Origin of the sequence: Paenibacillus sp. FSL P2-0322 (assembly GCF_037975315.1) — a bacterium.
GTDB classification, from domain to species: Bacteria; Bacillota; Bacilli; order Paenibacillales; family Paenibacillaceae; genus Paenibacillus; species Paenibacillus polymyxa_B.
On the sequence record NZ_CP150243.1, the window covers coordinates 2,305,813 to 2,332,795 of the forward strand.

The window sequence follows — 26,983 nt, forward strand, 5'->3', positions numbered from 1 at the left end:
CCGCAAAGTGAGGTGTATACGTTATGACCGTCAGCTGGATTGTGACTGGGCTCGGTATAATTGTCAGTTTACTGGGCTATTATCTGACACCGAATGCATGGGGCTATGGCATACTGGGCTTTGGTCTTGCTCACATTGTGCTTGGACTTTTGGATATGTTCCGAACTCCAACACGAAGCCATAATTAGATATTTTGACCGTAAATGAAATAAAGGCGTTTTTGTCAGGAAAACTGGCAAGAACGCCTTTTTAGTCAACGGATTATTGGATTTTTGTAAATGACTAGCCTATAATTAGATATTGAACTTTGTTGTGGAAAGGAAAGTGAAACGATGGCTTCAGAAAATTCATTTGATATCGTCTCCAAAATGGATATGCAGGAGTTAACAAATGCGGTTCATCAGACGGAGCGTGAAATTGAAACACGATTTGATTTCAAGGGTAGCAAAAGTAGCCTTAAGCTTGAGAAAGAAGCTCTTACGATTGCATCGGAAGACGAATACAAGCTGAATGCGGTGATTGATATTTTGCAATCTAAAATGGCCAAACGAGGTCTGTCCCTTAAAAATGTGGAGTATGGCAAATTGGAACCCGCCTCTTTAGGTTCAGTGCGTCAGCGTCTTTCGCTTAAGCAGGGAATTGATCAGGAGAATGCCAAGAAAATTAACATTCTTATTCGGGACTCCAAGCTAAAAGTTAAAAGTCAGATTCAAGGTGATCAAATCCGAGTGACCGGAAAAAACAGGGATGATTTACAGGCGATCATTCAATTGCTGCGTAAAGCTGATTTGCCATTGGAGCTTCAATTTACAAACATGAAATAAAGCTGTTTTCCCTCATACATTTTGTAGGAAAAAACGTTGCTTGATGTGCGGCAGGTTATTTTGACATGCGTTTTGCGCCATATTATACTTGTAACGAAAATGCAGACAATTCAGGTGTATAGCGCTCGTTGATAGCGATTTACATAGGATTGAATTTAATCCGAAAACTGCCATTTGTAATCAAGTACGATAATCAGGGGAGAGTGTGTTGTGAATTTACCCAACAGAATTACAATAACGCGGATTTGCCTTATTCCGGTGATGATGCTGGCTTTGCTGGTGGACTTTGATTTTTATCCGCCGCCGATTGAGATCGGAGCTTTCAAGCTGCCGTATAATCAGCTGATTGCGGCTATCATTTTCCTTGTAGCAGCCAGCACGGATGGTCTTGACGGATATTTGGCACGTAAAAATAATATGGTCACCAATTTGGGCAAGCTGTTGGACCCCCTTGCTGATAAGCTTTTGGTAACCGCCATTTTGGTTTCCTTGGTAGAAATGGGAAAAATCGATTCGTGGATTGTCGTTGTGATTGTTAGCCGTGAGTTTGCGGTTACGGGTCTGCGTCAGATTGCCTTACTGGATGGTTCTGTGGTTGCTGCAAGTAATTGGGGCAAATTGAAGACGATCATCCAGATCGTTGCTATTGTAGCGTTGCTCATTAATAATTTCCCGTTTGTTTTTCTTGGTATCCCGTTTGATTTAATAGCGATATGGGCAGCGGTGTTGATCACCATTTATTCGGGTATTGATTATTTTGTGAAAAATATCCACTTGCTGAGCTCCTCCAAAGTTTAACAGGATAAATTTTATGGAAACAGCAATAGGGACTAAACTTATTGCTGTTTCTTTACATAATTCCCATAATATTCGCAGTACAGGAGGAAGAATTGATGAAAGCTGAAATAATTGCAGTAGGTACAGAGTTATTGCTCGGACAAATAGTGAATACAAATGCTCAATATTTGTCACAAGAGTTGGCTACAATCGGAATCGATGTATATTTTCAGACTGTAGTTGGCGATAACATAGATCGGCTTCAGGAAGCGATAAGAATTGCTCAGAAGCGTGCGGATTTTATTTTGTTTTCCGGTGGTCTGGGACCGACTCAGGATGATTTGACGAAAGATGCGATAGCGTCTGTATTGGGGCGAAAATTGCACATAGATCGTCTTGCAATGGACAAGCTAGATCAGTTTTTCCGTAACCGTGGGGTAGAAATGACCGAGAATAACCGCCGGCAGGCGCTTTCTATTGAAGGCGCTACTCCGCTTGAAAATGAGACAGGGCTAGCTGTGGGCGACGCAATTGCACAGGACGGTAAATTTTATGTAGTTTTGCCTGGACCGCCTAAGGAACTCAAACCCATGTTTGCAAACCAAGCGAAACCTTGGTTGCTTCAGCAGGCATTGAGCGGTGAGGAAATGCCAATTTATTCAAAAATGCTAAAATTTGCAGGGATCGGTGAGTCAGCTCTTGAAACCCATTTGTTAGATCTGATCCAATCCCAGACAGACCCCACGATTGCTCCTTATGCCAAGGAAGGGGAAGTCACGATCCGTATATCCACCAAGGCGGCCAGCGAAAGTGAAGCACTAATTAAGCTGACGGCTACGGAAGTAGAAATTCAGCAGCGTCTTTCGGAATATATGTATGCAAGTGAAGATGTTACGCTGGAGAAGGTTATCGTAGATCTAATGGCCAAACGCGGGCTCACTGTGAGTGCGGCAGAAAGCTGTACAGGTGGAATGCTGATGGAACACATCACTTCTATACCTGGCAGTGCTGTTATGTTTCAAGGTGGCATCGTGTGCTATTCCAATGAAATGAAGATGAAATTACTCAACGTGCCTTATGATTATTTGGAAGGGGATCAAGCGCCAGGTGCAGTGAGTAAGGAAGTAGCCCTTGTGCTTGCAGAGCAGGCGAGAATGATCATGGACAGCGATTTTGGACTTTCAGTTACTGGTGTTGCCGGGCCTGGGTATTCCGAACGGAAGCCAGTCGGTTTGGTGTATATTGGCATTGCTGAACGCGACAAGGAAACGGAAGTACATGAACTGAGACTGAGTGGTAACCGTGAAACAATCCGACTGCGATCAGTCAAAGCAATCCTGTACAGATTGTGGCGCAGGCTGGTAGAGAACGAGAAACTCTCTTAAACATCTATGTACAGTGTGGGTCGTAGAGTTGTTTTAGATAGATATTCATGATATAATCATCTTATCGGAAGAACCGTTGCAAAGCCTTTTGCCAGCGGTTCTTTTTTTGTTTTAAGAGACAGGTGTAATTGTAGAAGAGAGCTGTGTGAACAAAAAAAACGAATGTATGTTCGAAAAAATGCTTGGCAAGCGTGTCAAAACAAGGTATTATTAAAGTACAAACAATGAAGGATGTGAGTTTATTGTCAGATCGTCGTGCTGCGCTGGATATGGCGCTCCGTCAAATAGAAAAGCAATTTGGTAAAGGTTCCATTATGAAGTTGGGTGAGTCTACCCACATGCAAGTGGAAACGATCCCCAGTGGTTCGATTGCTTTGGATATTGCGTTAGGAACGGGCGGCTTTCCAAGAGGCCGGGTTATTGAAATATACGGACCGGAATCATCCGGTAAAACGACAGTAGCTCTTCACGCTATCGCAGAGGTGCAAAAAACAGGCGGACAAGCCGCCTTTATCGACGCCGAGCATGCGCTTGATCCGTCGTATGCAAGCAAGCTGGGTGTCAATATTGATGAGTTGTTACTATCGCAACCAGATACAGGAGAGCAGGCGCTTGAGATTGCCGAAGCTCTTGTACGTAGTGGAGCAGTAGACATTGTAGTTGTTGACTCCGTAGCGGCACTTGTGCCCAAGGCAGAGATTGAAGGCGAAATGGGAGATTCCCACGTTGGTCTTCAAGCACGTTTGATGTCTCAGGCATTGCGTAAGCTTTCTGGAGCCATTAATAAGTCGAAAACCATTGCTATTTTTATTAACCAGCTACGTGAAAAAGTAGGTGTTATGTTCGGTAACCCTGAAACAACACCAGGTGGACGTGCCTTGAAGTTTTACTCTACGGTACGTTTAGATGTTCGTCGTATTGAAAGTTTGAAAATGGGTAACGACATTGTGGGTAACCGCACACGTATTAAAGTCGTGAAGAACAAAGTTGCCCCTCCTTTCCGTCAGGCTGAGGTAGATATTATGTACGGTGAGGGCATTTCCAAAGAAGGTAGCCTGATCGATATCGGTACGGAGCATGACATTGTCGACAAGAGCGGAGCCTGGTATTCCTACGAAGGTGAGCGCCTTGGTCAGGGACGTGAGAATGCTAAGCAATTTTTGAAGGAAAATCCGAATATTGCTAGTACGATCGAACAAAAAATTCGGGTGGCCAGCAATCTGATTACGACGGTTGTTCCGCCTACAGAAGAAGAGTTGGCACAGCAAGCGAAGGAAGAACAGGAATTGTTGGAGCTTGAATAAAGCTCGGTGAATCCTGGTTTGTGAACTGGGGCCAGGGTTATGGCACCGTCCGTTTGAATAGCATGATTCTGATGCCCTGCACAGTTGTGCAGGGCATTTTTGCATCAACTAGAGTCTGCTTTGTCAGTGGAATCTAACTTTTGCGTAGCAGGTGTTCAAAGGCTGCTTTCGTGAATTTCAAAGTGAGGGAAATATATTGCAGTTGGACGATGAAGATGAATACACTTCGGAAGCAAATAAGCAACAAGGGATTTCTCTTTTTCCGGATCATGAGGAATTGATGATTACTAGGGTAGAGCAGGGACAGGGACGCAAACGTGGAAGGTATATCATACATTTTGGTCCTTATTCACTGTCTGTATTAGAAGATGTAATGATCAAGTACAATATGTTCAAAGGAACGTCATTTGATAAAAAAGAACTGGAAGATATCGTTCTGGCAGATGAAAAGCAACAGGCTTATGTACTTGCGCTTCGCTATTTGGGGCGAAAGCCTCGCACACGTCAGGAAATTGCCCAGCGTTTAGCGCAAAAGGAACTGGATCAGTCTGTTATTGACGAAGTAATGGTCCGACTCCATAGGGAACAACTCGTAGATGATGATTTATACGCCCGTCAATGGGCAAGGCAGCGCATAACAAGCCAACGTAAGGGGAAGATGTGGGTTAGGCAAGAACTTCGTCAGAAGGGCATCTCTAAAGCCTCTATTGGCGAAGCGTTAGGTGAGATCACCGATAATGAGGAGTGGGAGAGCGCTTTGACGGTCGGACGTAAGAAATGGAATCAGGTACGTGGTGATATAATGGAGAAAAAAAGGAAAACATACCCTTTTCTCATGAGACGCGGATATTCGGGGGATATGACACGCCGGGTAGTCAATCATCTCACTGCGACCGAGCATGACGCTGCTTCAGATGACGAGGAATTGTTGCAGTGGGAGGAATAGTTGCCAAACTGCTGCTGAACCTTTGGCTAGTATGAACGGATAGGATGAGCTAGTTATTACATGGAAAGCTGCATGGTAGTCTACTAATGTTTGCATTCCCTTGACAATGCCATTTGTCAAATAATAAAATATATATGAAACGATACTTGTGGAACGCCCTTTTTCCTTCCAAAAAAGCGGAATCCACGGTGAGTTCTCATCGCCAAATAACAAGTGATGCCGCTATGCCAGGCGGAATTGTACATGTGAAAGCATGTGCATATGAAATGAAACGACCTTGTGTCGTTGTCTTAGTTTGACGATCAAAGTAAATGTGACAATTGCAAAAAGTCCCAAGGAATGCCTTGGAGGAACCAACGGGGAGGTGAACAGTATGATGACTGCGATCTGGTTCGTTCTCGTTGCTGTAGCCGCGTTATTCTTTGGGTTCGGGATTGGTTATTTTATTCGCAAATCTATTGCAGAAGCTAAGATCTCCAGTGCGGAAGAAGCTGCCGCGCAAATCGTGGAGAACGCGAAAAAAGAGGCAGAAGCGCTGAAGAAGGAAACGGTATTGGAAGCGAAAGATGAAATCCACCGCATCCGTGCCGAAGCTGAAAAAGAAACTCGTGAACGTCGCAATGAAATTCAACGACAGGAACGAAGATTGCTGCAAAAAGAAGAATCGCTGGATAAAAAATTGGAATCGCTGGAACGCAAAGAAGAACAAGTGGCCAACAAAGAGAAACGAATCGATGAAACCCAGCAGCAAATTGATTTGATTTACAAGAGTCAGGTAACTGAGTTGGAACGTATTTCCAATCTGACGATGGAGGATGCAAGAAGTATTATTCTGACCAACGTAGAGCAGGAAGTTCGTCATGAAACAGCTCAGATGATTAAAGAAATTGAACAGCAGGCCAAAGAAGAAGCGGACAAAAAGTCTCGTGAAATCATCACACTGGCCATCCAACGCTGTGCGGCAGATCATGTAGCAGAAACGACGGTTTCTGTTGTCACATTGCCGAACGAAGAAATGAAAGGCCGGATCATCGGGCGCGAAGGCCGTAATATCCGTGCACTTGAAACCCTTACAGGAATTGACCTCATTATTGATGATACGCCGGAAGCTGTTATTTTGTCTGGATTTGATCCGATTCGTAGAGAGATTGCGCGTACTGCGCTTGAAAAGCTCGTAGCGGACGGACGGATACATCCGGCTCGTATTGAAGAGATGGTGGAAAAATCCCGTAAAGAGGTGGACGAACGAATCCGTGAGTATGGTGAACAGGCCACCTTTGAGGTGGGCGTGCATAGCTTGCATCCAGATTTGATCAAGATCTTGGGACGTCTCAAGTTCCGTACAAGTTACGGACAGAACGTATTGAAGCACTCGATGGAAGTTGCATACTTGACAGGTCTGATGGCCGGGGAACTGGGCGAAGACGTTGTACTGGCAAGACGGGCAGGATTGCTGCATGACATCGGGAAGGCGCTGGATCATGAAGTGGAAGGATCGCACGTTGAAATTGGCGTGGAGCTGGCGAAGAAGTACAAGGAACACCCGGTCGTCATCAACAGCATTGCCTCACATCACGGTGACTGCGAAGCGACTTCAGTGATCGCCATGCTGGTTGGGGCGGCAGATGCCCTGTCAGCAGCAAGACCGGGAGCGCGGCGTGAAACGCTAGAGACGTACATCCGTCGTCTTGAGAAGCTGGAACGCATCTCCGAATCTTTTGAAGGCGTTGAAAAATCATACGCGATTCAAGCCGGACGCGAAGTTCGTGTCATGGTACAGCCAGAGAAAATTGATGATGCGGAAGCATTCCGACTGGCCCGCGATATTACGAAAACGATTGAGAATGAACTGGACTATCCGGGACATATCAAGGTTACCGTCATACGCGAGACCCGTGCCGTAGAATACGCAAAATAAAAGCATTTCAATGAAAAGTGGCCGCTGCTTGTAGGGCCACTTTTCATTATGTAAGGCAGACTAGGGAGGGCTTTCTATCAACGTATTATTTATTGGAGACATCGTCGGCAGTGTAGGCAGAAAGGCACTGAGGGAGAATCTCCCTTCGCTAAAATCAAAATACAACCCGCATGTTATTATTGTGAACGGAGAAAATGCGGCTTCGGGAAGAGGAATTACCCCAGCCATCGCCAGAGAGTTTTTTGATTGGGGCGTTCATGGGATTACGATGGGAAATCATACTTGGGACAATAAGGAAATATTTGATTTTATAGATGATGAGCCGCGGATCATCCGCCCGGCTAACTTTCCACCAGGAACACCAGGCCGGGGTTATACCGTTGTAAAAGGTGGAGGTAAGGAGCTGGCTATTGTTAATCTGCAAGGTAGAACTTTTTTGCCAGCTATTGACGATCCATTCCGTGCAGCAGATGAAATTGTCGATGAGCTGCGCAAAAAACATAAACATATCCTAGTTGATTTCCACGCCGAAGCAACCTCGGAAAAAATCGCTATGGGTTGGCATTTGGATGGACGTGCTTCAATCGTGGTAGGTACGCACACACATGTACAGAGCAATGACGATACGATTTTGCCACAAGGAACTGCGTATCAGACAGATGCGGGAATGGTAGGTCCTTATGAGGGAGTGCTTGGGATGCAGAAAGAGGCTGTGTTACAGAAATTCCAGACCCAGCTTCCAGTACGTTTTCAAGTGGACATGGGCAAATGGCATTTTCATGCCATCAGCGTAGAGCTGAATGATAACGATGGAAAAGCCCGCAAAATTCAGAAAATCAGACTCAAAGAAGATGAATGGCGGATGGATTAACCTTTTTGTGAGCTACTTAAGGAAAGAATAAGGAAAACTGTCACCAAAAAGCAGGAATTTTTTGCTGACCCTCGAATAACATCTAATAGTGGAATCAAACCATCATCATTCCCAGGGGAGGTACTTACTATGGATGTATTAAAAGTATCAGCAAAATCCAATCCCAATTCAGTTGCAGGCGCACTCGCAGGAGTACTGCGTGAACGCGGAAATGCAGAATTACAGGCGATTGGAGCGGGTGCACTAAACCAAGCCATTAAAGCGGTAGCCATTGCCCGGGGATTTGTCGCACCAAGCGGAGTGGATTTGATTTGTATTCCTGCTTTTACAGACATTGTTATTGATGGAGAAGATCGGACTGCGATCAAATTGATTGTAGAGCCAAGATAATAAATGTAAGTTGCCTGAGCCTGTTTACGATTTGTAAACGGGCTTTTTTGCTTTGTGAGTCTGTTACTATGATTTTTAAAATAAATTTGTGATGCTTCAATCTCTAAATGGAGGTAAGATGCATGAATGATAAGCTAAAAGTGAATTGGCCAGTTGTTGACTTTCATTGTGATGTGTTATGTAAAATGCAGCTCGATGCGCAGATCGATTTCAGTCATCCATCGCTTGATGTCACAAAAGAACGTTTGCTAGAAGGTAACGTGCGGTTGCAAACATTTGCTATATATATTTCTCAGGTATTGGGCACGCCAAGATTTGAGCATGTGATTCGTCAAATTGAGCTGTTCAGGCAGCATGTTACCTCTATCTCAGGTGGGTTGAGACCATTGCTGTGGAAGGAAGACTTGGTAATGTGTAAAAATACGTCCGCAGTGCATCAGGAGGAGCAAGTAAAGCAGGCAGGAAAAGAGAAGCGCATGGAAAAGATAACGTATGTGGATGGTAATGGGACGGATCATACATGGGCACCTTGGGCTTTGCTCTCACTGGAGGGGGTAGATGCGCTGGAAGGGAACCCGTTTTATGCAGAATTGTGCTATGCCATGGGAATACGATTGATTGGACTGACATGGAATTATGCGAACTGGGCAGCTGACGGCATTATGGAACATAGAGGTGGCGGGCTGAGTAGCAAGGGGCGCGATTTGGTCAATCGCTGTAATGACCTGGGACTGCTGCTAGATGTATCGCATTTGTCCGTACAGGGCTTCTGGGAGGTGCTAGAGGAGGCCACTCTACCGCCCATTGCTTCGCATTCGAATGCCTTTGCGAAGTGTGCTCACCCCCGTAATCTACGGGATGAACAGATTCGTGCACTGATCGCTCGTAACGGACGGATTGGTTTGACCTTCGTCACAATGTTTCTCAAAGAGCAGGGCATGGTAACTGCTGAGGATCTGCTACCACACATTGAGCATATTTGTTCATTAGGCGGCGAAAGGCATTTGATGTTTGGCTCTGATTTTGACGGTATCGAGCACCATGTGCAAGGGCTGGAGCACTCGGGGAAATATCCGATTTTTGCAGAACTGCTGCTGAAGCATTACCCTGAGGAGCTGGTCAAGGGATGGCTGGGAGGACATGCGCTGGAATACTTGCAAACGAATCTGCCTTCCAAAATTTCTTCTTAAATAGCTATTTATAGAGGGAATTTTTAGCTGCGAACACTCTTGACAAAGCGAGAAGGATTACGAAATAATTGGAGCATCTTAGAATTGCATGGTGCTAAAATAACATTTGCAGAAATACGGCAGACGTTGGAGCGAGACTGACGGGTCACCATGCTGCACCGCCATATCAGAGGGGGCTCCATTACATAATGTTGATAAAAAAGGTTACCTGGCTTGAGCTCTTTTATGACTTGTTGTTCGTAGCTGCTGTCTCCAAGGCCACTCATGTTTTGCTACATGTTGAGCATGGTAGTATCTCATGGGAACATATGGAAAAGTTTATTATGATTTTTATCCCAATATGGTGGGCTTGGGTGGGGCAAACGGTCTACAACAATCGTTTTGGGCAAGACAGTATAACACATCGAATTTTTATGATCCTGCAATTGTTTTTCGTGTTGATCATGACCGCCAGCCTGAATATAGATTTTGATGCGTATTATGTATCTTTTTTTGTTGGCTATATTGGGTTAAGAGGTTTGACTGTCGTTCAATATTTACTTTCGGCACCCAAAGAAACGGCTCATAAACAGGAGACAGCTCGTTTTTTCGGAATTTATTTTTGGATTGGAATAGTCATCTCTAGTTTCTCCCTCTTCTTTGATTCTTGGGTTCGATATTTGATTTTATATACAGGTATAGCTATTGATATCCTCGTTCCTTTGATTGGCCGTAAAAAGTTGGTGATCACACCTATCCATACGGAGCATCTTTTAGAACGCTTTGCACAGTTCACCTTAATTTTGCTTGGCGAATCTGTGATAAGTATGCTTTCTGTTTTACAATCCGATCATTTTACGGTTTCTTCTATTGTATTTGCTGCTTTGGCTTTTGTATTAGTCATCGCAATCTGGTGGCAATATTTTGAGAATATGGAGAAGCGCGTAGATAAATCAAAACAATCAGCAGGACAGACTATTATTTATGGTCATTTGTTTATTTATCTTTCCCTTAGCATGCTAGCTGCTTCGATTCAGCTCTTGTTTTTGGGACAAGTAGACTATATCTTTGTGCTTTGCTTTACCTTTGCTTCTGTTTTTATTTACTTTTTGTCGGTTTTGCTGGTATTTCATCAGTACAGATTAAGTCATCTGAAACCTCGTCTCAGAGTCATTTTTTTCTTAACTGGAATACTCTGTGTCCTGTTTATTCTTAATATATTTGTTGTCGTTCCCCCTCATCTCATCGTAGCTGAAATCATGCTTTTCTTTCTCTTGTTCGCTAAAACGACGGTTTGATCCGATTTCTATGGACGATATTTAACGCCGATTAGGGCGAAAAAGGGAACTTTATACGCTCTCCTTTTCTTTCTTGGCAAAATAGGAGTATAATAGCATAGATGTGTAAAGTATTGTATAGAGAAAAAGGAGTGACCACACGATGAGTAAAATCGTACCTGTCGGCGTTTCAGCCCGTCATATTCACCTGACTCAAGAGCATATTGAAATTTTGTTCGGAGCAGGCTATCAATTAACTGAATTTAAACCTTTGTCCCAAACAGGACAATTTGCCGCAAATGAAACGGTAGCTGTAATTGGTTCTAAGGGTCAATTTGATAAGGTTCGCATTTTGGGACCTGCTCGTCCCGCATCCCAATTGGAAATCTCTCGCACTGATTCCTTTGCTATTGGTGTAAAAGCACCTGTACGCGAATCTGGTAGCATTGATGGTACACCAGGAATCACGGTAAAAGGACCCGCTGGTGAAGTGGAACTGCAAGAAGGCGTGATTGTAGCAGCCCGCCATATTCATTTCCATACATCTGATGCAGCTAAATGGGACATTAAGGACAAGCAGTTGCTGAAAGTACGTGTCGGCGGCGAACGTGGCCTTGTATTTGAAAATGTTCTTGCACGTGTGTCCGATTCTTTTGCTTTGGATATGCACATTGATACAGATGAAGCGAACGGAGCCGGTGTGAAAAACGGTGACAACGCTGAAATCGTAGACTAATATACACGTATTTAAATGCCGGAAGGCTTAAAGAGTCCGATTCTTGCAAAAGAATCGGGCTTTTTACATACTATATAATTCACAAATACTTCACTAATGTACAAAAAGAACATGAGTTCACATTGCACTCAATGGTATCTGCGGCTGATCTATGGCGATGGCCTATAAATCATGCTATAATTTAGTGTAATGCCTTTTTTAAAGGTTTTTTAGAACTAAAATAAATTTACCAAGCCTAAAGATACAGTAAAATCACAAATTAGCTCGTGAAATAGATGGTGTAAGGAGTGACTAAGGAATGGAAAAGAAAACAAAAGATTACTCCAAATATTTTGATTTCTCGGATGCAAAGATTATTTCTGAAGATGAGCATAGCAAAAAGATCCGTATTCGCGGACGTGAAATCAACATTATGGCGGAGCCGAACCATAGAAAAGAAAAGCAACGCGGTAAAGAGGATGTACAGGTATTATATGATAACGCAGTCCCGGATGAGTTAAAGCATATCGGTGAGGGAAAGCATTATATCGTATACACATTCGGTTGCCAAATGAACGAGCATGATTCCGAAACCATAAAAGGCTTGCTGGAGCAAATGGGCTACCAGGCAACCGAGGATCGGAAGGAAGCAGACATCATTTTACTGAACACTTGTGCTATCCGTGAAAATGCGGAGGATAAAGTGTTTGGCGAGCTGGGTCACCTCAAGCATCTCAAAACAGAAAAGCCAGGACTGCTGCTCGGCGTGTGTGGCTGCATGTCACAAGAAGAGAATGTCGTTAACCGGATTATGCAAAAACACGGTTTTGTCGATATGATTTTTGGTACCCATAATATTCATCGTCTGCCTCAGCTCGTCAAGGAAGCACTCTTTAGCAAAGAAATGGTGGTCGAAGTGTGGTCTAAGGAAGGCGACATTATCGAAAACCTGCCGAAGAAGCGCGAGGGTATGCGGGCTTGGGTGAACATTATGTACGGTTGTGATAAATTTTGCACCTATTGCATTGTTCCCTTTACACGTGGTAAGGAAAGAAGCCGCCGTCCAGAGGATGTTATCGCTGAAGTACGGGATTTGGCACGTCAAGGCTTTAAAGAAATCACCTTACTGGGGCAAAATGTTAACGCTTATGGCAAGGATTTGAAAGATTTGAATTACAGATTCGGGGATCTGATGGATGATATGCGCAAAATTAATATCCCGCGTGTACGTTTTACGACATCACATCCACGTGATTTTGATGACCATTTGGTTGAAGTGCTTGGTAAGGGTGGCAATTTGGTGGAGCATATCCATCTGCCTGTTCAATCCGGTAATACGGATATATTGAAGAAAATGAACCGAAAATATACCCGTGAGCGTGTTCTGGAACTGGCTGCGAAGATTAAAACAGCTGTTCCGCATGTTTCTCTGACAACAGATATCATCGTAGGTTTCCCGGGCGAAACAGACGAGCAGTTTGAAGATACTCTATCTTTGGTGCGCGAGGTCGGCTATGACTTTGCCTACACATTTATTTATTCACCACGTGAAGGTACGCCAGCTGCTTCGATGGAAGATAATGTGCCTATGTCGGTTAAAAAAGAGCGTCTCCGGCGTCTGAACATTGCTGTGAACCAAAACAGCCTTCGCTTTAATAGTCGATTGCGTGGCGAAGTGGTTGAAGTGCTGGTGGAAGGCGAGAGCAAAAATGACAGCAAAGTGCTTGCCGGTCGGACCCGTTCCAATAAGCTTGTACATTTTGAGGGTTCTAAGGACCTGATTGGTTCCTTTGTTCAAGTGAAAATTACGGAACCTATGACCTTTTACATCAAAGGTGATCTGGTTGAAACGGCTGTAGCAGTTAACGGATAAAAGAATATTCTAGCGGGTTGCATGCGGTCTGAGTAAAGGGCTGTGTGCAAGCCGTCTAAGTGAGAAAAGGAGCGATGGACAATGACAGAGGAGCGGTTGCAACAAACAGAACTTCAATCGGCGGCGCGCCAGCATGATCATTTGGTCAATCGCGAAATGATATTGGCAAAAGCCAAAGAATTGGCAGGTATTTTGGGTAGCAGTGAGGAAGTACAGGTATTCCGAAAAGCAGAAGAAAAGATTCAGGATCATGGGCGCATCCAGCAACTGATTGCAACGATGAAAAAGAAGCAAAAGGAAATTGTAGCATTTGAATCCTTGAAGAATCAAAAAATGATTGCCAAAATAGAGGCCGAACTTCAGGAGCTACAGGAAGAGCTTGACGGTATTCCAATTGTAACGGAGTTTCAGCAGAGTCAGGTGGAAATTAATGAGCTACTGCAAATGGTGATTATGGCGATCCGTGATACCGTTGCTGAGAAGGTAAACGTAGAAGAGGGAAAAAGCACTTCCTCGTCGAATTGCAGTGATTAGAATGAAATCTATGGTGTGGAGGCGTAGCTTCCACGCCTTTTTTTCGAAAGCATTTTGCCAACGTATATGGTTATAGGACTTCAAGAGAAATGGGACAACATAGAAGGGATGGAAGCAAGGGAATGGATAAGTTGGGTAAGATGCTAGAGGGAGAGAATAATACTTTTTGGGAGTATTTAGGGTGTGAACTGATTGCAGCTGATGCAAACGAGGTACAGATCGCTTTGGAGGCCAAACAAGAGCATACCAATGTGATGGGTATTGTCCATGGGGGTGTACTTACTTCATTGATGGATCAGGCGATGGGGATGGTCAGTATGGCTTCACGAAATATGGATCCATGTGTAACGACGAACCTGAATGTTCATTTCTTGTCACCCATGAGGCAAGGACGACTGGAGGTTAGGGCGCGAATTCTTCATCAAGGAGGTCGCACGATAACCACTGAGGCGGAAGTAAGAGATAGTGAAGGCACACTCGGTTCTACATCTACAGCAACCTTCCGAGTATTACGTACACAAGCAAGTGATTCAGGCAAGGCCTGACACTTGACAAAAAAATTTAGTATGTCATAATGAATTTATCAAAACGATATAATATGGTGATGCCAATGGATAGCAATCGTATAAACGAAGAGGCGCAAAAGGCGTCGTACAACATTAAGAAATACCGTACCCCGGATGGAGCTCCGGCGGATATCGTTATGTTTACCTTAACGAAGCGGGAGCGCAAGACGGTAACAAAGACATTGCCGATTCGTGAGCTGAAAGTGATGCTCATCAAGCGCCGCAGTTGGCCTTTTGCAGGACGCTGGGCGTTGCCTGGAGGGTTTTGTCAGGAAGATGAATCCATGTATGGAGCTGCCAAGCGGGAGCTGTTAGAGGAAACGGGTGTGGACGGCGGGCATCTGGAGTATTTGGGTGTATATAGTGGACCGGGACGTGATCCGCGCGGGTGGATCATATCGCATGCGTTTTTTGCGCTGGTAGAAGAATGGATGTTGGAACAGCGTCAGGCGGCCGATGATGCTTCCGAGGTCGGGCTATTCACCATCCGCGAAGCGTTGGAGGAATTGGAGCTGGCATTCGATCACCGGGATATCATTGTAGATGCTTATCGCAAAATTCAGTTGCAGATGCTTCAGACGACGATAGCCAAGCAGTTTTTACCGCTACATTTTACACTGGGTGAATTATATCAGGTGATTCAGAGTGTCGTACCGGATTTCGAAGAGCCAAACTTTATTCGCAAAATAACATCGACTCGTAGCAGGCAGGGAATACTGGAAGAGGTGCGTGATGAGAATGGCAAACCGCTCAGTTCCAACCAGTATTCACAAAGACCGGCACAGTTGTACCGTTTTAGTGACAGAGTACCGCGTTTATCTATCTACACGTAACGCCTAATGTAATAGGTTACGCATAGAACGTACAATATCACTTTGAGGATAAGGAGCTGACCGTACGATGCAGGCACTAATTGTTATTGATTACACGAAAGATTTTGTGGACGGTAGTTTGCCTGTAGGACAACCTGCGATTGAGTTGGATGAACGGATCGCAGCAATTACGCAGGCATATGTGGATCAAGGGGACTTTGTTGTCATGGCTGTGGATTTGCATGAGGAGAACGACCTTTATCATCCGGAGAGCAAGCTGTTTCCTCCACATAATATACGTGGAACCAACGGACGACATTTGTATGGCAAGCTTCGTAGCCTTTATGAGCAACAAAGTGATCTTATCTACTGGTTGGATAAAACACGGTACAGTGCTTTTGCGGGCACAGATCTGGAGCTCAGGCTGCGTGAACGTGGTGTTCTGGAAGTTCATCTAATTGGTGTGTGTACAGATATATGTGTGCTGCATACGGCTGTAGATGCTTATAACAAAGGTTTTGCTATTACTGTATACAAGGACGCTGTGGCGAGCTTTAATCAAGCTGGACATGATTGGGCTTTGGGTCATTTTGAGGGAAGTCTTGGAGCCGCGGTACGGTCGGCTGAGGATACGGTTTTACGTCAGAAGAAGTAAAATAACTTAACGATTGTGCACCAATGTCCGATAACAAAATGGAGCCGGATATTGCTGAATCTGGGCAGATGAGGCGGTACGCTGCCACAAACCTGGGGACAGTCAGAGAGGATGATTACGATGCAGTCAACGAGCCTCGCATTACATACAGATAAATATCAGATTAATATGATGTACGCCCATTGGGTGAACGGAAGTCATCAGCGTAAAGCTGTGTTCGAGGCGTATTTCCGTAAACTCCCTTTTGGTAATGGATACGCCGTGTTCGCTGGTCTGGAACGCATTGTGAATTATATTGCAAATTTGCGGTTTACAGAAGAGGACATTCGCTATCTGTCTGAACAGGAGGAGAATTACGATCCCATGTTCATGGAGGCGCTGCGCCAGTTTAAGTTTGGTGGAACAGTCCATTCGATGAAAGAAGGGGCACTTGTTTTTCCAAACGAGCCTCTGGTACGTGTCGAAGGAACGATTATGGAAACGCAGCTTGTCGAGACGGCATTACTGAATTTTATGAACTATCAGACACTCATTGCGACAAAGGCATCGCGCATCAAGCAGGTGGCAAGTGACGATACACTGCTCGAATTTGGAACACGGCGTGCGCAGGAAGCAGATGCGGCGATTTGGGGAGCACGAGCAGCTTATGTGGCAGGTTTTGACGCGACTTCTAATATGCTGGCAGGCGAGCACTTTGGAATCCCGACGAAGGGAACACATGCCCATTCATGGGTGCAGACCTTTATGACGGAGCAGGAGGCGTTTGACGTGTATGCGAAGGTTTTACCAGACCAGGTTACACTGTTGGTAGACACCTTTGACACGCTGGAAAGTGGTGTTCCTCATGCGATTCGGACAGCAAAAATGCTGGAGAGTCAGGGCAAGCGTATGAATGCAATCCGTCTGGATAGCGGTGACTTGGCTTATCTATCCATTCAGGCGCGGGAAATGCTCGATGCTGAAGGCTTAGATTACGTACAAATCGTAGCTTCCAATGATTTGGACGAAAATACGATTTTTAACCTGAAAGCCCAAGGGGCACGTATTGATGTATGGGGTGTAGGAACACAGCTTATTACGGCTTCAGATCAACCTTCGCTTGGCGGGGTGTACAAGCTGGTTGAGCGTGAAGTGGATGGCGAAATGTTGCCGACGATTAAGATCTCGGGTAACCCAGAAAAAGTATCCACACCAGGCAAGAAGGATGTATATCGCATTGTGGATAAGAAAAAAGGGAGAGCTGTGGCCGATTATATTTCTTTCCCGGATGAAGAGCGTCCGCGTAATGGTAAGCGCCTGAAGCTGTTTAACCCTTTGCATCCGTATATGAAGAAGTATGTAGAAAATTATGAAGCCGTACCAATGCTTGAGCCTATTTTTATAAATGGACAGAAGGTATATGAGCTTCCTGAGCTGGATGAAATTCGTGCCTACCATACTTCACAGTTGAAACTGTTTTGGCCAGAATATTTGCGGAAGCTGAACCCTGAAATTTATCGTGTAAATCTGAGCGAGAAGGTATGGGAGCTGAAGCAAAAGCTGATCGATAGCTATATGCAGCCCGAAGTTGAAGAAAAAGAATAGTTGGAAGAGGCACCTCATGAATATATGGGGTGCCTTTTTGTGTCGCGGCATGTAGGAAATAGGAGCTTATTTATAAATTTCTCTCATCACATGTCGTAGCTCAGGGACAATAATGCGTTCCATTGCCAAACGAACGGCTCCACGTGAGCCAGGCATAGAAAATACAGCTGTCTGGCCCACAGTGCCAGCTACAGCCCGGCTTAAGATAGCTGCTGAACCAATGTCCTCAGCAAAGCTTAAATAACGGAAGATTTCTCCAAAGCCAGGTAGTTCCTTATCCAGTAGAGAGGAGACGGCTTCATATGTAGTATCACGTGGAGAAATACCGGTACCGCCTGTCAAAAGTACAGCCTCGATTTCATCCTGTGCCGCTGCTTCGGATACTAACTGCTGAATACCTTCGTAGTCATCTTTGACGATGACATATCGAACAACCTTATATCCATTGGTTTCTAGTAGATCCATGAGCAGTCGTCCCCCAGTATCTGTTTCCACGGTGCGGGTGTCCGAGACAGTCACGACCATGCAATTAACCTGTTGCGGGGATTCCTGTCGATGCTCCTCTACAGAAGACATATTCATTGAAATGCTCACTCCTTGATCGGTGGTTAGACATACACTTTTTACAATAGAGCAATGACTGAGTGTATGCAAGTCAGAAACAGGGGCTAAAAATCCATGTGATTAATATCCTTGCACTTGCACACTGGAATATAGTACACTTCCTTACATAAGTCGGGATTACTTTGTTTTTATTTTATTGAAAGCGCGCACATCAAATGATTAATCTCAAGGGTCAGCGGGTAATAGTACAGCAGGGTCAACAACTGGGAGGTAATGTAATATGAATCATTCATACCAACAATGCGTGGATGCTTGCCTGGAATGTATGAACGCTTGCAATGTATGTTACGTAGCGAGTTTGAAGGAATATGATTTAGCTATGCTGCGTGAATGTATTCGAGTGAGTAGGGAATGTGCAGAAATATGCGGATTTGCTGCTCAAATGCTGCAGCGTGGAACGGATTTTGCCGAGCAAATCTGTGAGCTGTGCGCCAAGGCCTGTGAGGTATGTGCTGCTGAATGCAGCAAGCATTCCCATGATCATTGCAAGCATTGTGCCGAAGCCTGCCGTCGTTGCGTTCAGGCGTGCCGCCAATTGGTGGCAGTGTAATTACATATATGGAACTAGTGCCTGAAGAGGAAATAATAGGTTGCTTTCTACTGAATAGGTTTGTATAATGATTGGAATTAACGTCATGGAACGGGAGAGTAGCAGCGGAGCCGTATCATTACAGCGAGCCGGAAGAGGTGAAAGCCGGTATGAGGTCCGATGTGAAGCGCACCCGGGAGACGGTTGATCCAACGAGCAGAATTTCTAGTAGATCAGCTCGGCAGACACCGTTATTAGTCATTGGAGTGAAATCGCGATTTGTGTAAGTTAGCTTTAGCTGCACAACCGATTTACGAAGAGTGGTACCGCGGGGATATTGAAGTTCTCGTCTCTTGAATTATTTCAAGAGGCGGGGGCTTTTTTTGTTAGATTCTATAAAAAGAAGGAGAGAGATCATGTTGATGAGGATTGCTGCTCAAGCGATATTGGCCCATACGGGCTTGGAGGAGAAAGAAATTTTATCTTTATTTGAGGTGCCTCCGCAGCCTGAATGGGGAGATGTGGCGTTTCCCTGTTTTGTGCTGGCCAAAAAGTTTCGAAAGTCTCCACAGCACATTGCACTGGAATTGGCGGAGCTAGTGAATCATGAAGAAGGTTTAACTGCTTCAGCATCGGGTGCCTATGTAAATATAACATTGGATCGATCTGTTCATATTCCACTTATGCTTGCTGAATTGAGCAAGGCCGATTTCCTCAGGCCCAATATCGGGCACGGACAGCGGGTAGTTATTGATATGTCCTCGCCCAATATTGCCAAACCGTTTGGTATCGGTCATCTTCGCTCTACTGTTATCGGTGCTGCCTTGTATCGTATTCTTGGTGAAACCGGATATGTTCCAATTAGTGTGAATCATCTTGGGGATTGGGGAACACAGTTTGGCAAGCAAATTGCGGCCTATAAAAGATGGGGAAATGAGGAGCAGCTACAACATGATCCGATTGGTGAATCGCTGAAGCTATATGTTCGTTTTCATCAGGAGGCCGAGCATAATCCGACTTTGGAGGATGAAGGCCGCGAGTGGTTCCGACGTTTGGAGCATGGGGATGCTGAGGCTCAACAACTATGGGAGTTTTTTGTTGAAGTTAGTCTGGGTGAATTTGATCGTATGTACCAGCGTCTGAACATTACATTTGACCATGTGCTGGGAGAAAGTTTTTACAATGATAAGATGCAGGCAGTTGTTGCTCAATTAAGAGCAAAAGGATTGCTGGAGGAAAGTGATGGTGCGCTCGTGGTTCGTCTGGAAGACGAGGAACTGCCTCCATGTCTTATTCTAAAAAAGGATGGGACCACCATTTATCCGACACGTGATCTGGCAACAGCGATTTATCGTCATGAAGTGATGAAGGCTGATCGGTTGCTGTACGTCGTTGGTGGAGAACAGAAGTTGCATTTTCAGCAGGTGTTTGCGGTGCTGAAGCATGCAGGGGAGGCTTGGGCGGAGCAATGTGAGCATGTGCCGTTTGGATTAATGCGGTTTGCGGGTAAGAAAATGTCCACAAGACGCGGAAAAGTTGTCAAACTGGAGGAGGTGCTGGATGAAGCTATAGCGCGTGCTCAAGCCATCATTACTCAGAAGAACCCCGATTTGCAGGAACAACAGGCAGTAGCTGAGGACGTTGGTATCGGGGCGATTATTTTTGGTGATTTAAAAAACAACCGGCTGAATGAAGTGGATTTTTCGTTGGAGGAGGCGTTGACCTTTGAAGGCGAGACCGGGCCTTATGTGCAGTATACTCATGCGCGCATACGCAGCCTTCTGGAGAAAGCTCACGCTCGCGTCGATGTTGATAATACCAATTCTAGCGACAACGCCCTTGTCCAAGATAGCCATTCTCGTGATTTGAATGACGTATCGGATGGAATGTTGGGTGACACAGGTTGGGCGCTGCTTAAGCAGTTGGATCGCTATCACGGACAACTGATACGTGCGGTTCGCCAACTGGAGCCTTCGGTAATTGCGAGATTTGCATTGGATACGGCCCAGGCGTTTAACCGTTTTTACGCCAAGGAAAGGATTGTCGATGGTGGACAGTGGCGTATTCAGTTGGCGGAACAAACTGCCGATATTCTGGCATGCGCGCTGCAACTTCTTGGTCTGAAAGCACCGAATCGGATGTAAGCAAAGCGAACAAAGGGGAGCGAGTTTTTGCTGGCGGGATGACTGCTACCCAGACCTGGATCTTCCAAAGGAATACTGTAAAAAAATAAATCGGTTACAGGCACTTTTGGGTATGTATAAAGATTGTGAGCAGAAAAGAGTTAGACGGGTACACTAAACGCAGGTATTCCACTGTTTTGCAACCAATTTGTGCATATTTGAAACATTTGATGCTTTTATTGCGTCGGTAAGTGTAGAAGCAAAGTAAACATGGAGGTGTATCTCATGAAAAAGAACAAAAGCGTGACAGCTGCCCTGCTTGTCATCTGCTCATTGGCAGTAGCTACGTCGGCCTCTGCTTTTCGTGATATAAAGGGAGCTGAACAGGAGAAGATCGTAAACTCACTTCAGGACAAAGGAATTATTCAAGGAATAACCAAGGATAAATTTGCACCGGATCAAACGCTCACGTATGCACAAGGAGTACACTTGGTTGTTCGTGCAATGGATCTTCAGGTAATGCCTGATTTCACAACGGGTTCCTTTGCAAACATTCCGGCTTCTGCATGGTATGCCCAGTCCTATCGGATTGCAGCCCAACACCAAATCCCTTTGTCACCAGATATTGATCCAAGCACCCGTATGACAAGAGAACAATTTGCGAATATTCTGTATAAAGCAGTGAGTGCAACGGGTGAATATCCAACTGTCCGTATGTTAATTAATGTAGCGGATGGCAAAAAACTAGACCAGGAATCAAATGCAGCCGTTCAATTCCTGCTATTGACCAAAATTGCAAAATTGGACGAACAGAGCAACTTTAACCCGGATCGTAAAGTAACGCGGATGGAGGCAGCAGAAATGGTCTATAACGCATCCGAATTTGTACAAAGTCATAAAACGGTTGAAGCTACTCCTGAAAATCCGGCTGAGCCTGTAGATCCGGTTCAACAAAATAACATTAGTATGAGTATAGAAAAGGCAAATGACGAGCAGAACAAAGTGACAATCACCCGTCTGCAGGCACCTAATCCAGGTTACGGCATTGAAGTGGATCACATCGACTACGTAGATGATACGAATGCAGTAATTTACTACAAGCTGACTAGTCCAAAGCCAGGGGAAATGAATATTCAGGTCATTACGGATACCCACACAAGCACATTGGTAGACAGCAAGTATAAGGTTACGCTTAAAGCAGTAGATGGAACAGTGCTTCCGCCCACAGGAACAGGCACGTCTGTAGCTAAATAAAATTACGAGCCCTATGTTATAGATATAAATAAAACCAGCGAGCCTCCAATTTGTAGGGGAGACTTGCTGGTTTTTTTCATACCAAATGTTAATCGTTAGCCCTAAGCAATAGGGCTATTCAAGCTTTAAATGCTGACTTTGCTTGCAAGTAGGTCATCTTGCGCAGCATGTGCAGAGGATGAAGCCGAATCTGTTGCAACTGTTCCCGACTGGAGCTGATACATTTGGAAGTAACGACCGCCTTGAGCCATAAGTTCGTCATGGCTGCCCCGTTCAACAATTTCACCCCGATGAAGCACCAAAATTTGGTCCGCACTGCGAATGGTGGACAAACGGTGAGCAATGATAAAGGTCGTACGTCCCTTCTTGAGTACCTCAAGAGCGGATTGGATGAGCGCTTCCGTTTCGGTGTCAATATTGGCAGTAGCTTCATCCAGAATTAAAATTGCGGGATCAAAGGCTAGTGCACGAGCGAAGGAAATAAGCTGGCGTTGCCCGGCTGATAAAGTGCTACCTTTTTCAATAACAGGCTCATCGAATCCTTGCGGCAAATGGGCCAGCAATTTGTCGGCTCCAACGTCATGCAGCGCTTTATTCACCTGTTCTCTCGTGATTCGGCTGTCTTCGAGACTGACATTAGAGGCTACCGTACCTGTAAACAAATATGGATCTTGAAGAACAATACCCATATGATGGCGAAGCCATTGCTTAGGGATGTCTTTGACAGATGTTCCGTCAATGGTGATCGTTCCTTTTTGCGGATCATAGAACCGGAATAGCAGGTTAATAATCGAACTTTTGCCTGATCCGGTATGTCCGACAAGGGCAACTGTTTGCCCGGGCTGTGCAGTAAAGGAAATATGTTTAAGTACATCATCCTTTTTGTAGGCAAAGGAAACGTCGTTAAACTCTACCTGGCCTTTGTAGCGTGGCATCGTGCCGTCCGTCACCGGCTCTCCAGTTTCGTCCATCAACTCAAATACGCGTCCTGAGGATACGATGGAAGTATCCAGTACGGCGAGTTGGTTGACCATACCCGTCATAGGTTGGAACAGTCGACCCAGCACATCGACGAAGGCATACAATACGCCTAGTGAAACAGCACTACCTGTAGTTCCGAGCGCCTCAGATCCGAAATACCACAACACGACGGCAAAGGCGAGATTTCTCAACACGTTGACTAAATTGTGCGAGGTGAAGGCGTTCAAATTCAGCATTTTATTCTGATGCTTCATATAATCATCATTCAGTTCTTCAAACTCTTGCTGCGTTTGTTTCTGGTGGCGGAATACGCGAATGATGGACATCCCTTGAATCGATTCATTGATAATCGCATTAATTTCACTGAGTCTGGACCGAATGATCGTATTATAGCGGGTGGCGACCTTGCGATACAATACAATCCACAAGATCAGTAACGGTACAATAAACAGAGAGATAAGACCCAGTCTGAAGTCCAGTAAAAAGAGTGCAACATATACTCCTGCCATCGTTACAATCCCTGAAGTGAAATTTGAGAGCACAGCCACAAACAAATCTTTGACTGCCTCAGTGTCATTCGTAACACGGGATACGACTTTGCCTGCGGGCAAGTTATCAAAAAAGTAAACTGGCAACCGCTGGATGTGCGCGTAGAGATCAAGCCGAAGCTTTTGAATGACCTTGTTCGCCGAGGATTGCAGCCAGTATGTTTTGCCGAATTCAGCAAAAATGGAAATAATCAGGAAGAAGCAATACCAGCCAATCAGCTGAAAGATACCGGGCATTTCCGGTTTGTAAAAGCTATACAGTTCATCAGCTGTCAGAGCCTTAGCTTCATAGCGAAAGGTGTCGGAGCCGCGTGTCACAGTCAGCGTTCCGTTCGTAAAGGAGCGGTTACCGTCAGCCACTTTAACCGAGCCATCGATAAATACGAAAGAGTTCCCAACTTGTAAAATCCTCGCTTCGCGACCTTTGGTCTCCCCGGACTCAAAGCGATCTTCACGCTTAAAGTGGGTTCCAGCATAGCTTACAGTTCCGTCCACACTAGTTGTTTCATAAAATGGTTTTTCAATAGCGAGCATATGGTCGTCAATCATCGTTTTGGCGATGAAGGGACCAGCGAGCTCGGCGGCTACTCCGATAGCCAAAGCGATGAGAGCGGCAATAAAGCCTGCTTTGCTCGTCAGCGCGTACTGGAATAGCCTTTTGCCGATATTAGGTTTCATTAGGATACCTCCCCTGAGGTCAGATCAGATTCCACTTGTTGCCGTTCATACTGTTGTCGGTACCATCCGTCAGCCTGAAGCAGCTCGCTGTGGGTCCCTTCCTCAATAATGCGTCCTTGCTCCAGCACGACGATCCGGTCTGCATGTTCTACAGCAGAGAGGCGGTGGGTGGAGATCAAGGTTGTTTTACCCGAGCGCTTACGTCGGATATTGTCAATAATCCTTGCTTCCGTCCGGGCATCTACTGCAGATAGTGCATCGTCGAGCAATAGAATATCCGGATCACCGATAAAGGCGCGTGCCAGCGAAACACGCTGCTTCTGGCCGCCGGACAGGGCGATACCTTTTTCTCCGACCAGTGTATCCAGCCCATCAGACAAGGTACCTAAATCCTGGTCGAAGGCAGCTGTACGGATAGCTTCCATAATGTCGTCATCATCTGCACGAGGTTTCCCGAACTGAATGTTCTCGCGCACCGATTTAGAAAACAAAATTTGCTCTTGCGGCACGTAGCCGATCCAGCTGTGTAGTTGTTCTACTGCAATGTCCTCCAAACGTATGCCGGAGATTAAAATATCACCGCTACCCGTCGGATATTCATGCAGTAGCTGTTTGAGCAGAGTGGATTTCCCGCTGCCGGTTCTACCAACGACGCCTAGCGTTTCTCCGCGTTTGAGCTCCAGACTCACATGTGACAGATTGTCAATAGTAGAAGTAGGGTAACGGAAGGTAACGTCTTTCATCCTGATGGATTCGAGGCGGTCCACTGGAACAGGTTGAGCTGCATCCTGAACGTCTGGCTGGACATCGAGAGTTTCATTGACCCGGTCCAGGGAAGCGCTACCGCGCTGCATAATGTTAATCAGCTCTCCAATGGCAAACATCGGCCAAATCATCATTCCTAGATACATATTAAAGGAGACCAATTCGCCTAGCGTGATATCGTTATGAAATACCAGATAAATACCATAACCGAGTCCAATGACATAGCTAAGTCCTACACATAAACGAATCGTTGGTTCAAAGAGAGCATCCATCCGAGCGACAGCCAGATTTTTACGAAATACATCGTCGGTAATATCAGCAAAACGCTTTTCGTCCATTCGCTCTTGCACATAGGCGCGAATGACTCGGATGCCTGCTACGGATTCCAACACCTGATCGTTCATATCACCAAATGCATCTTGTGCCAGTGTGTAACGCTCGTGAACGGCTTTACCGTAAATGCTCATAGCCAGTGCAATAAAAGGTAGGGGCAGGATAGCTGCCAGTGTCAACTTCCAACTGATTAGGGTACCCATGGCAACTAATACAACGCTCAGATAGACCGTAGAGTCTGTCAGTGTCAGCATGCCGAAGCCCGCTGTACTTGCTACGGAGCGAAGGTCGTTCGTAGCACGAGCCATCAGATCACCAGTACGATTACGTTCAAAAAATGGAGGGGTCATCCGCAGTAGATGATTCATAAAGCGTGTGCGCAGTAAGCGCTCCACCAGATTGGCACCACCAAACAGCTTGTGCATCCATATGTACGTAATGTAGTAGATGACGGCTAGAATGCCTATGATGTACAAAATATAACGCCAAAGTGAGGACCAGGAAATCGAACCGCGCACAATCTCATCAATGGCACTACCTAGTAGCCGAGGTGGAGCAAGCTCCAGCACACCAACGGCTATCAGCAAAAACAATCCAATGGAGTATCGGCTTCGTTCTCTTTTAAAAAACCAGCTTAAATTTTTAAGTACCGAAAACAAGAGGAATCCCATCCTTTCATGACAAGTTCTTTCGAGAGTTGTGTACCATTTTGAAGAAACAACAGCGACTTGCTACCACAAATATGATCCGGCAACAGGCGCAAAAAAGGCATACCGTCCGCAGACGATATGCCCTAAATCTCAATATCATATGGCGCGCAGGTATTTTCAGCACACTCACCACTGAAAAACTGCTCAAACGCAGGCAGCCACTCGTATTAAACCATACAACGTGAATGGCCCAATTCTGAAGGATGCGACAGGGGAGATGCTCCGGTATGAAGTTGTTGTGTTTGTAGATGTGGGTAAAATGCAATAGGAAATTTTAGCACCGGTAACACTCCTTTCTTCCTCAAAATGGGTTCATTCTAACATGAGTAATCGTTCGAATTGGTAATAAATTTCAAAATGGATCTCGTATGGTTGAATCTTAACACCCTTTTTTGCGAATTGTCAAACCTTTTTCAAAAAAATGTATATGACTTGTCCAAGAACCTCGCTGGGTTGGGACGGTTGGTGGTCATTCTAAAAGATGCTATGATATAGTTGGCAGACGTCATTGTACAAGGAGATGAGCATAACGTATGAGCATACAGGTAACTGAACCTGCGGCACAGTGGTACATTAAGGAGCTTAGTTTGAATCGTGGAGATTCGATCCGTTTTTTTGTTCGCTATAGCTCTGGCGGCGGGTTGCATCCAGGCTTTTCTCTGGGAATTGCCGTAGAGCCTCCGCAGCACCCCGTATTACAGCATGAAGCGGCTGGCATTACGTTTTATATGGAGGACCAGGATTACTGGTATCTGAAGGGCCATCATCTGGAAGTTAAGTATTTGGAGGAACATGATGACATTATTTACACCTATGTTGAGGATGGACAAGCTTAGCG

General features: G+C 45.3%; 27 protein-coding genes and 1 other annotated feature. Of the genes, 24 read left to right on the forward strand and 3 right to left on the reverse strand.

Going from position 1 to position 26,983, the window contains the following annotated elements; all coding sequences use genetic code 11:
* Positions 1 to 23: 23 nt before the first annotated feature.
* The 19 genes from MKY24_RS10340 (at position 24) to MKY24_RS10430 (ending at position 17,600) form a co-directional block, all read left to right on the forward strand.
* Complete coding sequence (locus MKY24_RS10340; protein WP_023988236.1) at positions 24 to 188, forward strand: hypothetical protein; 165 nt, start codon at positions 24 to 26, stop codon at positions 186 to 188.
* A gap of 144 nt (positions 189 to 332) precedes the next feature.
* Complete coding sequence (locus tag MKY24_RS10345; protein WP_053325272.1) at positions 333 to 824, forward strand: YajQ family cyclic di-GMP-binding protein; 492 nt, start codon at positions 333 to 335, stop codon at positions 822 to 824.
* Between the two features lie 210 nt (positions 825 to 1,034).
* Positions 1,035 to 1,622: a CDP-diacylglycerol--glycerol-3-phosphate 3-phosphatidyltransferase gene (gene pgsA, locus MKY24_RS10350; protein WP_013309954.1), complete on the forward strand. Its 588-nt coding sequence runs from the start codon at positions 1,035 to 1,037 to the stop codon at positions 1,620 to 1,622.
* A gap of 95 nt (positions 1,623 to 1,717) precedes the next feature.
* Positions 1,718 to 2,986: a competence/damage-inducible protein A gene (locus MKY24_RS10355; RefSeq protein ID WP_339201900.1), complete on the forward strand. Its 1,269-nt coding sequence runs from the start codon at positions 1,718 to 1,720 to the stop codon at positions 2,984 to 2,986.
* 242 nt (positions 2,987 to 3,228) lie between these two features.
* Positions 3,229 to 4,290: a recombinase RecA gene (recA, locus tag MKY24_RS10360; protein WP_053326557.1), complete on the forward strand. Its 1,062-nt coding sequence runs from the start codon at positions 3,229 to 3,231 to the stop codon at positions 4,288 to 4,290.
* A 196-nt stretch (positions 4,291 to 4,486) separates the two neighbouring features.
* Entirely contained in the window at positions 4,487 to 5,236 is a 750-nt protein-coding gene (locus MKY24_RS10365; protein ID WP_034095016.1) for a RecX family transcriptional regulator, read from the forward strand.
* Positions 5,237 to 5,609: 373 nt separating this feature from the next.
* On the forward strand, positions 5,610 to 7,154 hold the full coding sequence (rny, locus tag MKY24_RS10370; RefSeq protein ID WP_013309958.1) for a ribonuclease Y: 1,545 nt from the start codon (positions 5,610 to 5,612) through the stop codon (positions 7,152 to 7,154).
* 76 nt (positions 7,155 to 7,230) lie between these two features.
* Positions 7,231 to 8,025, forward strand: coding sequence for a TIGR00282 family metallophosphoesterase (locus tag MKY24_RS10375; RefSeq protein WP_013309959.1), 795 nt, complete (start codon positions 7,231 to 7,233; stop codon positions 8,023 to 8,025).
* 129 nt (positions 8,026 to 8,154) lie between these two features.
* Positions 8,155 to 8,415, forward strand: coding sequence for a stage V sporulation protein S (locus tag MKY24_RS10380; RefSeq protein ID WP_007430104.1), 261 nt, complete (start codon positions 8,155 to 8,157; stop codon positions 8,413 to 8,415).
* Positions 8,416 to 8,537: 122 nt separating this feature from the next.
* Positions 8,538 to 9,605, forward strand: coding sequence for a membrane dipeptidase (locus tag MKY24_RS10385; RefSeq protein ID WP_053325273.1), 1,068 nt, complete (start codon positions 8,538 to 8,540; stop codon positions 9,603 to 9,605).
* A 188-nt stretch (positions 9,606 to 9,793) separates the two neighbouring features.
* Complete coding sequence (locus MKY24_RS10390; RefSeq protein WP_028542700.1) at positions 9,794 to 10,882, forward strand: low temperature requirement protein A; 1,089 nt, start codon at positions 9,794 to 9,796, stop codon at positions 10,880 to 10,882.
* A gap of 142 nt (positions 10,883 to 11,024) precedes the next feature.
* Positions 11,025 to 11,597 (forward strand): phosphate propanoyltransferase, encoded by a 573-nt coding sequence (locus tag MKY24_RS10395; protein WP_023988243.1) that lies wholly within the window; start codon positions 11,025 to 11,027, stop codon positions 11,595 to 11,597.
* Positions 11,598 to 11,895: 298 nt separating this feature from the next.
* Positions 11,896 to 13,449 carry a tRNA (N6-isopentenyl adenosine(37)-C2)-methylthiotransferase MiaB gene (miaB, locus tag MKY24_RS10400; protein WP_023988244.1) on the forward strand — a complete coding sequence of 518 codons (1,554 nt, stop codon included), beginning with the start codon at positions 11,896 to 11,898 and terminating at the stop codon, positions 13,447 to 13,449.
* Positions 13,450 to 13,530: 81 nt separating this feature from the next.
* A complete protein-coding gene (locus MKY24_RS10405; RefSeq protein ID WP_023988245.1) occupies positions 13,531 to 13,983 on the forward strand; it encodes a YlbF family regulator in 453 nt (150 codons plus the stop codon).
* A 122-nt stretch (positions 13,984 to 14,105) separates the two neighbouring features.
* Positions 14,106 to 14,528 carry a PaaI family thioesterase gene (locus MKY24_RS10410; RefSeq protein WP_023988246.1) on the forward strand — a complete coding sequence of 141 codons (423 nt, stop codon included), beginning with the start codon at positions 14,106 to 14,108 and terminating at the stop codon, positions 14,526 to 14,528.
* A 65-nt stretch (positions 14,529 to 14,593) separates the two neighbouring features.
* Positions 14,594 to 15,382 (forward strand): NUDIX hydrolase, encoded by a 789-nt coding sequence (locus MKY24_RS10415; protein ID WP_023988247.1) that lies wholly within the window; start codon positions 14,594 to 14,596, stop codon positions 15,380 to 15,382.
* Between the two features lie 67 nt (positions 15,383 to 15,449).
* Positions 15,450 to 16,016: an isochorismatase family cysteine hydrolase gene (locus MKY24_RS10420; protein WP_023988248.1), complete on the forward strand. Its 567-nt coding sequence runs from the start codon at positions 15,450 to 15,452 to the stop codon at positions 16,014 to 16,016.
* A 23-nt stretch (positions 16,017 to 16,039) separates the two neighbouring features.
* Entirely contained in the window at positions 16,040 to 16,171 is a 132-nt protein-coding gene (locus tag MKY24_RS10425; protein ID WP_256703528.1) for a hypothetical protein, read from the forward strand.
* The gene (locus MKY24_RS10430) at positions 16,137 to 17,600 is read left to right on the forward strand and encodes a nicotinate phosphoribosyltransferase (RefSeq protein WP_028542698.1); all 1,464 of its coding nucleotides are present in this window, start codon (positions 16,137 to 16,139) and stop codon (positions 17,598 to 17,600) included. The genes MKY24_RS10425 and MKY24_RS10430 overlap by 35 nt, the downstream gene beginning before the upstream one ends.
* A gap of 66 nt (positions 17,601 to 17,666) precedes the next feature.
* On the opposite strand, the gene MKY24_RS10435 is transcribed toward MKY24_RS10430, so the two are convergent.
* Positions 17,667 to 18,182, reverse strand: coding sequence for a MogA/MoaB family molybdenum cofactor biosynthesis protein (locus MKY24_RS10435; protein WP_023988250.1), 516 nt, complete (start codon positions 18,180 to 18,182; stop codon positions 17,667 to 17,669).
* A 262-nt stretch (positions 18,183 to 18,444) separates the two neighbouring features.
* Between MKY24_RS10435 and MKY24_RS10440 the strand changes: the two genes are divergently transcribed.
* From MKY24_RS10440 to MKY24_RS10450, 3 genes are all read left to right on the forward strand, one after another.
* Positions 18,445 to 18,774: a four-helix bundle copper-binding protein gene (locus tag MKY24_RS10440; protein ID WP_023988251.1), complete on the forward strand. Its 330-nt coding sequence runs from the start codon at positions 18,445 to 18,447 to the stop codon at positions 18,772 to 18,774.
* 77 nt (positions 18,775 to 18,851) lie between these two features.
* Positions 18,852 to 19,110: a binding site (T-box leader), on the forward strand.
* Positions 19,111 to 19,169: 59 nt separating this feature from the next.
* A complete protein-coding gene (gene argS / locus MKY24_RS10445; RefSeq protein ID WP_053325274.1) occupies positions 19,170 to 20,897 on the forward strand; it encodes an arginine--tRNA ligase in 1,728 nt (575 codons plus the stop codon).
* A gap of 264 nt (positions 20,898 to 21,161) precedes the next feature.
* Entirely contained in the window at positions 21,162 to 22,130 is a 969-nt protein-coding gene (locus MKY24_RS10450; RefSeq protein ID WP_053325275.1) for an S-layer homology domain-containing protein, read from the forward strand.
* 125 nt (positions 22,131 to 22,255) lie between these two features.
* Here the strand turns inward: MKY24_RS10450 and MKY24_RS10455 are convergent, their stop codons facing one another.
* Together MKY24_RS10455 and MKY24_RS10460 are read right to left on the reverse strand one after the other, a co-directional pair.
* Positions 22,256 to 24,337 carry an ABC transporter ATP-binding protein gene (locus MKY24_RS10455; protein ID WP_339201902.1) on the reverse strand — a complete coding sequence of 694 codons (2,082 nt, stop codon included), beginning with the start codon at positions 24,335 to 24,337 and terminating at the stop codon, positions 22,256 to 22,258.
* Positions 24,337 to 26,094 carry an ABC transporter transmembrane domain-containing protein gene (locus tag MKY24_RS10460; RefSeq protein WP_023988255.1) on the reverse strand — a complete coding sequence of 586 codons (1,758 nt, stop codon included), beginning with the start codon at positions 26,092 to 26,094 and terminating at the stop codon, positions 24,337 to 24,339. The genes MKY24_RS10455 and MKY24_RS10460 overlap by 1 nt, the downstream gene beginning before the upstream one ends.
* Before the next feature lie 50 nt (positions 26,095 to 26,144).
* On the opposite strand from MKY24_RS10460, the gene MKY24_RS10465 reads away from it, so the two are divergent.
* Together MKY24_RS10465 and MKY24_RS10470 are read left to right on the forward strand one after the other, a co-directional pair.
* Complete coding sequence (locus MKY24_RS10465) at positions 26,145 to 26,330, forward strand: hypothetical protein (protein WP_226887697.1); 186 nt, start codon at positions 26,145 to 26,147, stop codon at positions 26,328 to 26,330.
* 348 nt (positions 26,331 to 26,678) lie between these two features.
* Positions 26,679 to 26,981 carry a HesB/YadR/YfhF family protein gene (locus MKY24_RS10470; protein WP_013309976.1) on the forward strand — a complete coding sequence of 101 codons (303 nt, stop codon included), beginning with the start codon at positions 26,679 to 26,681 and terminating at the stop codon, positions 26,979 to 26,981.
* Positions 26,982 to 26,983: the final 2 nt, after the last annotated feature.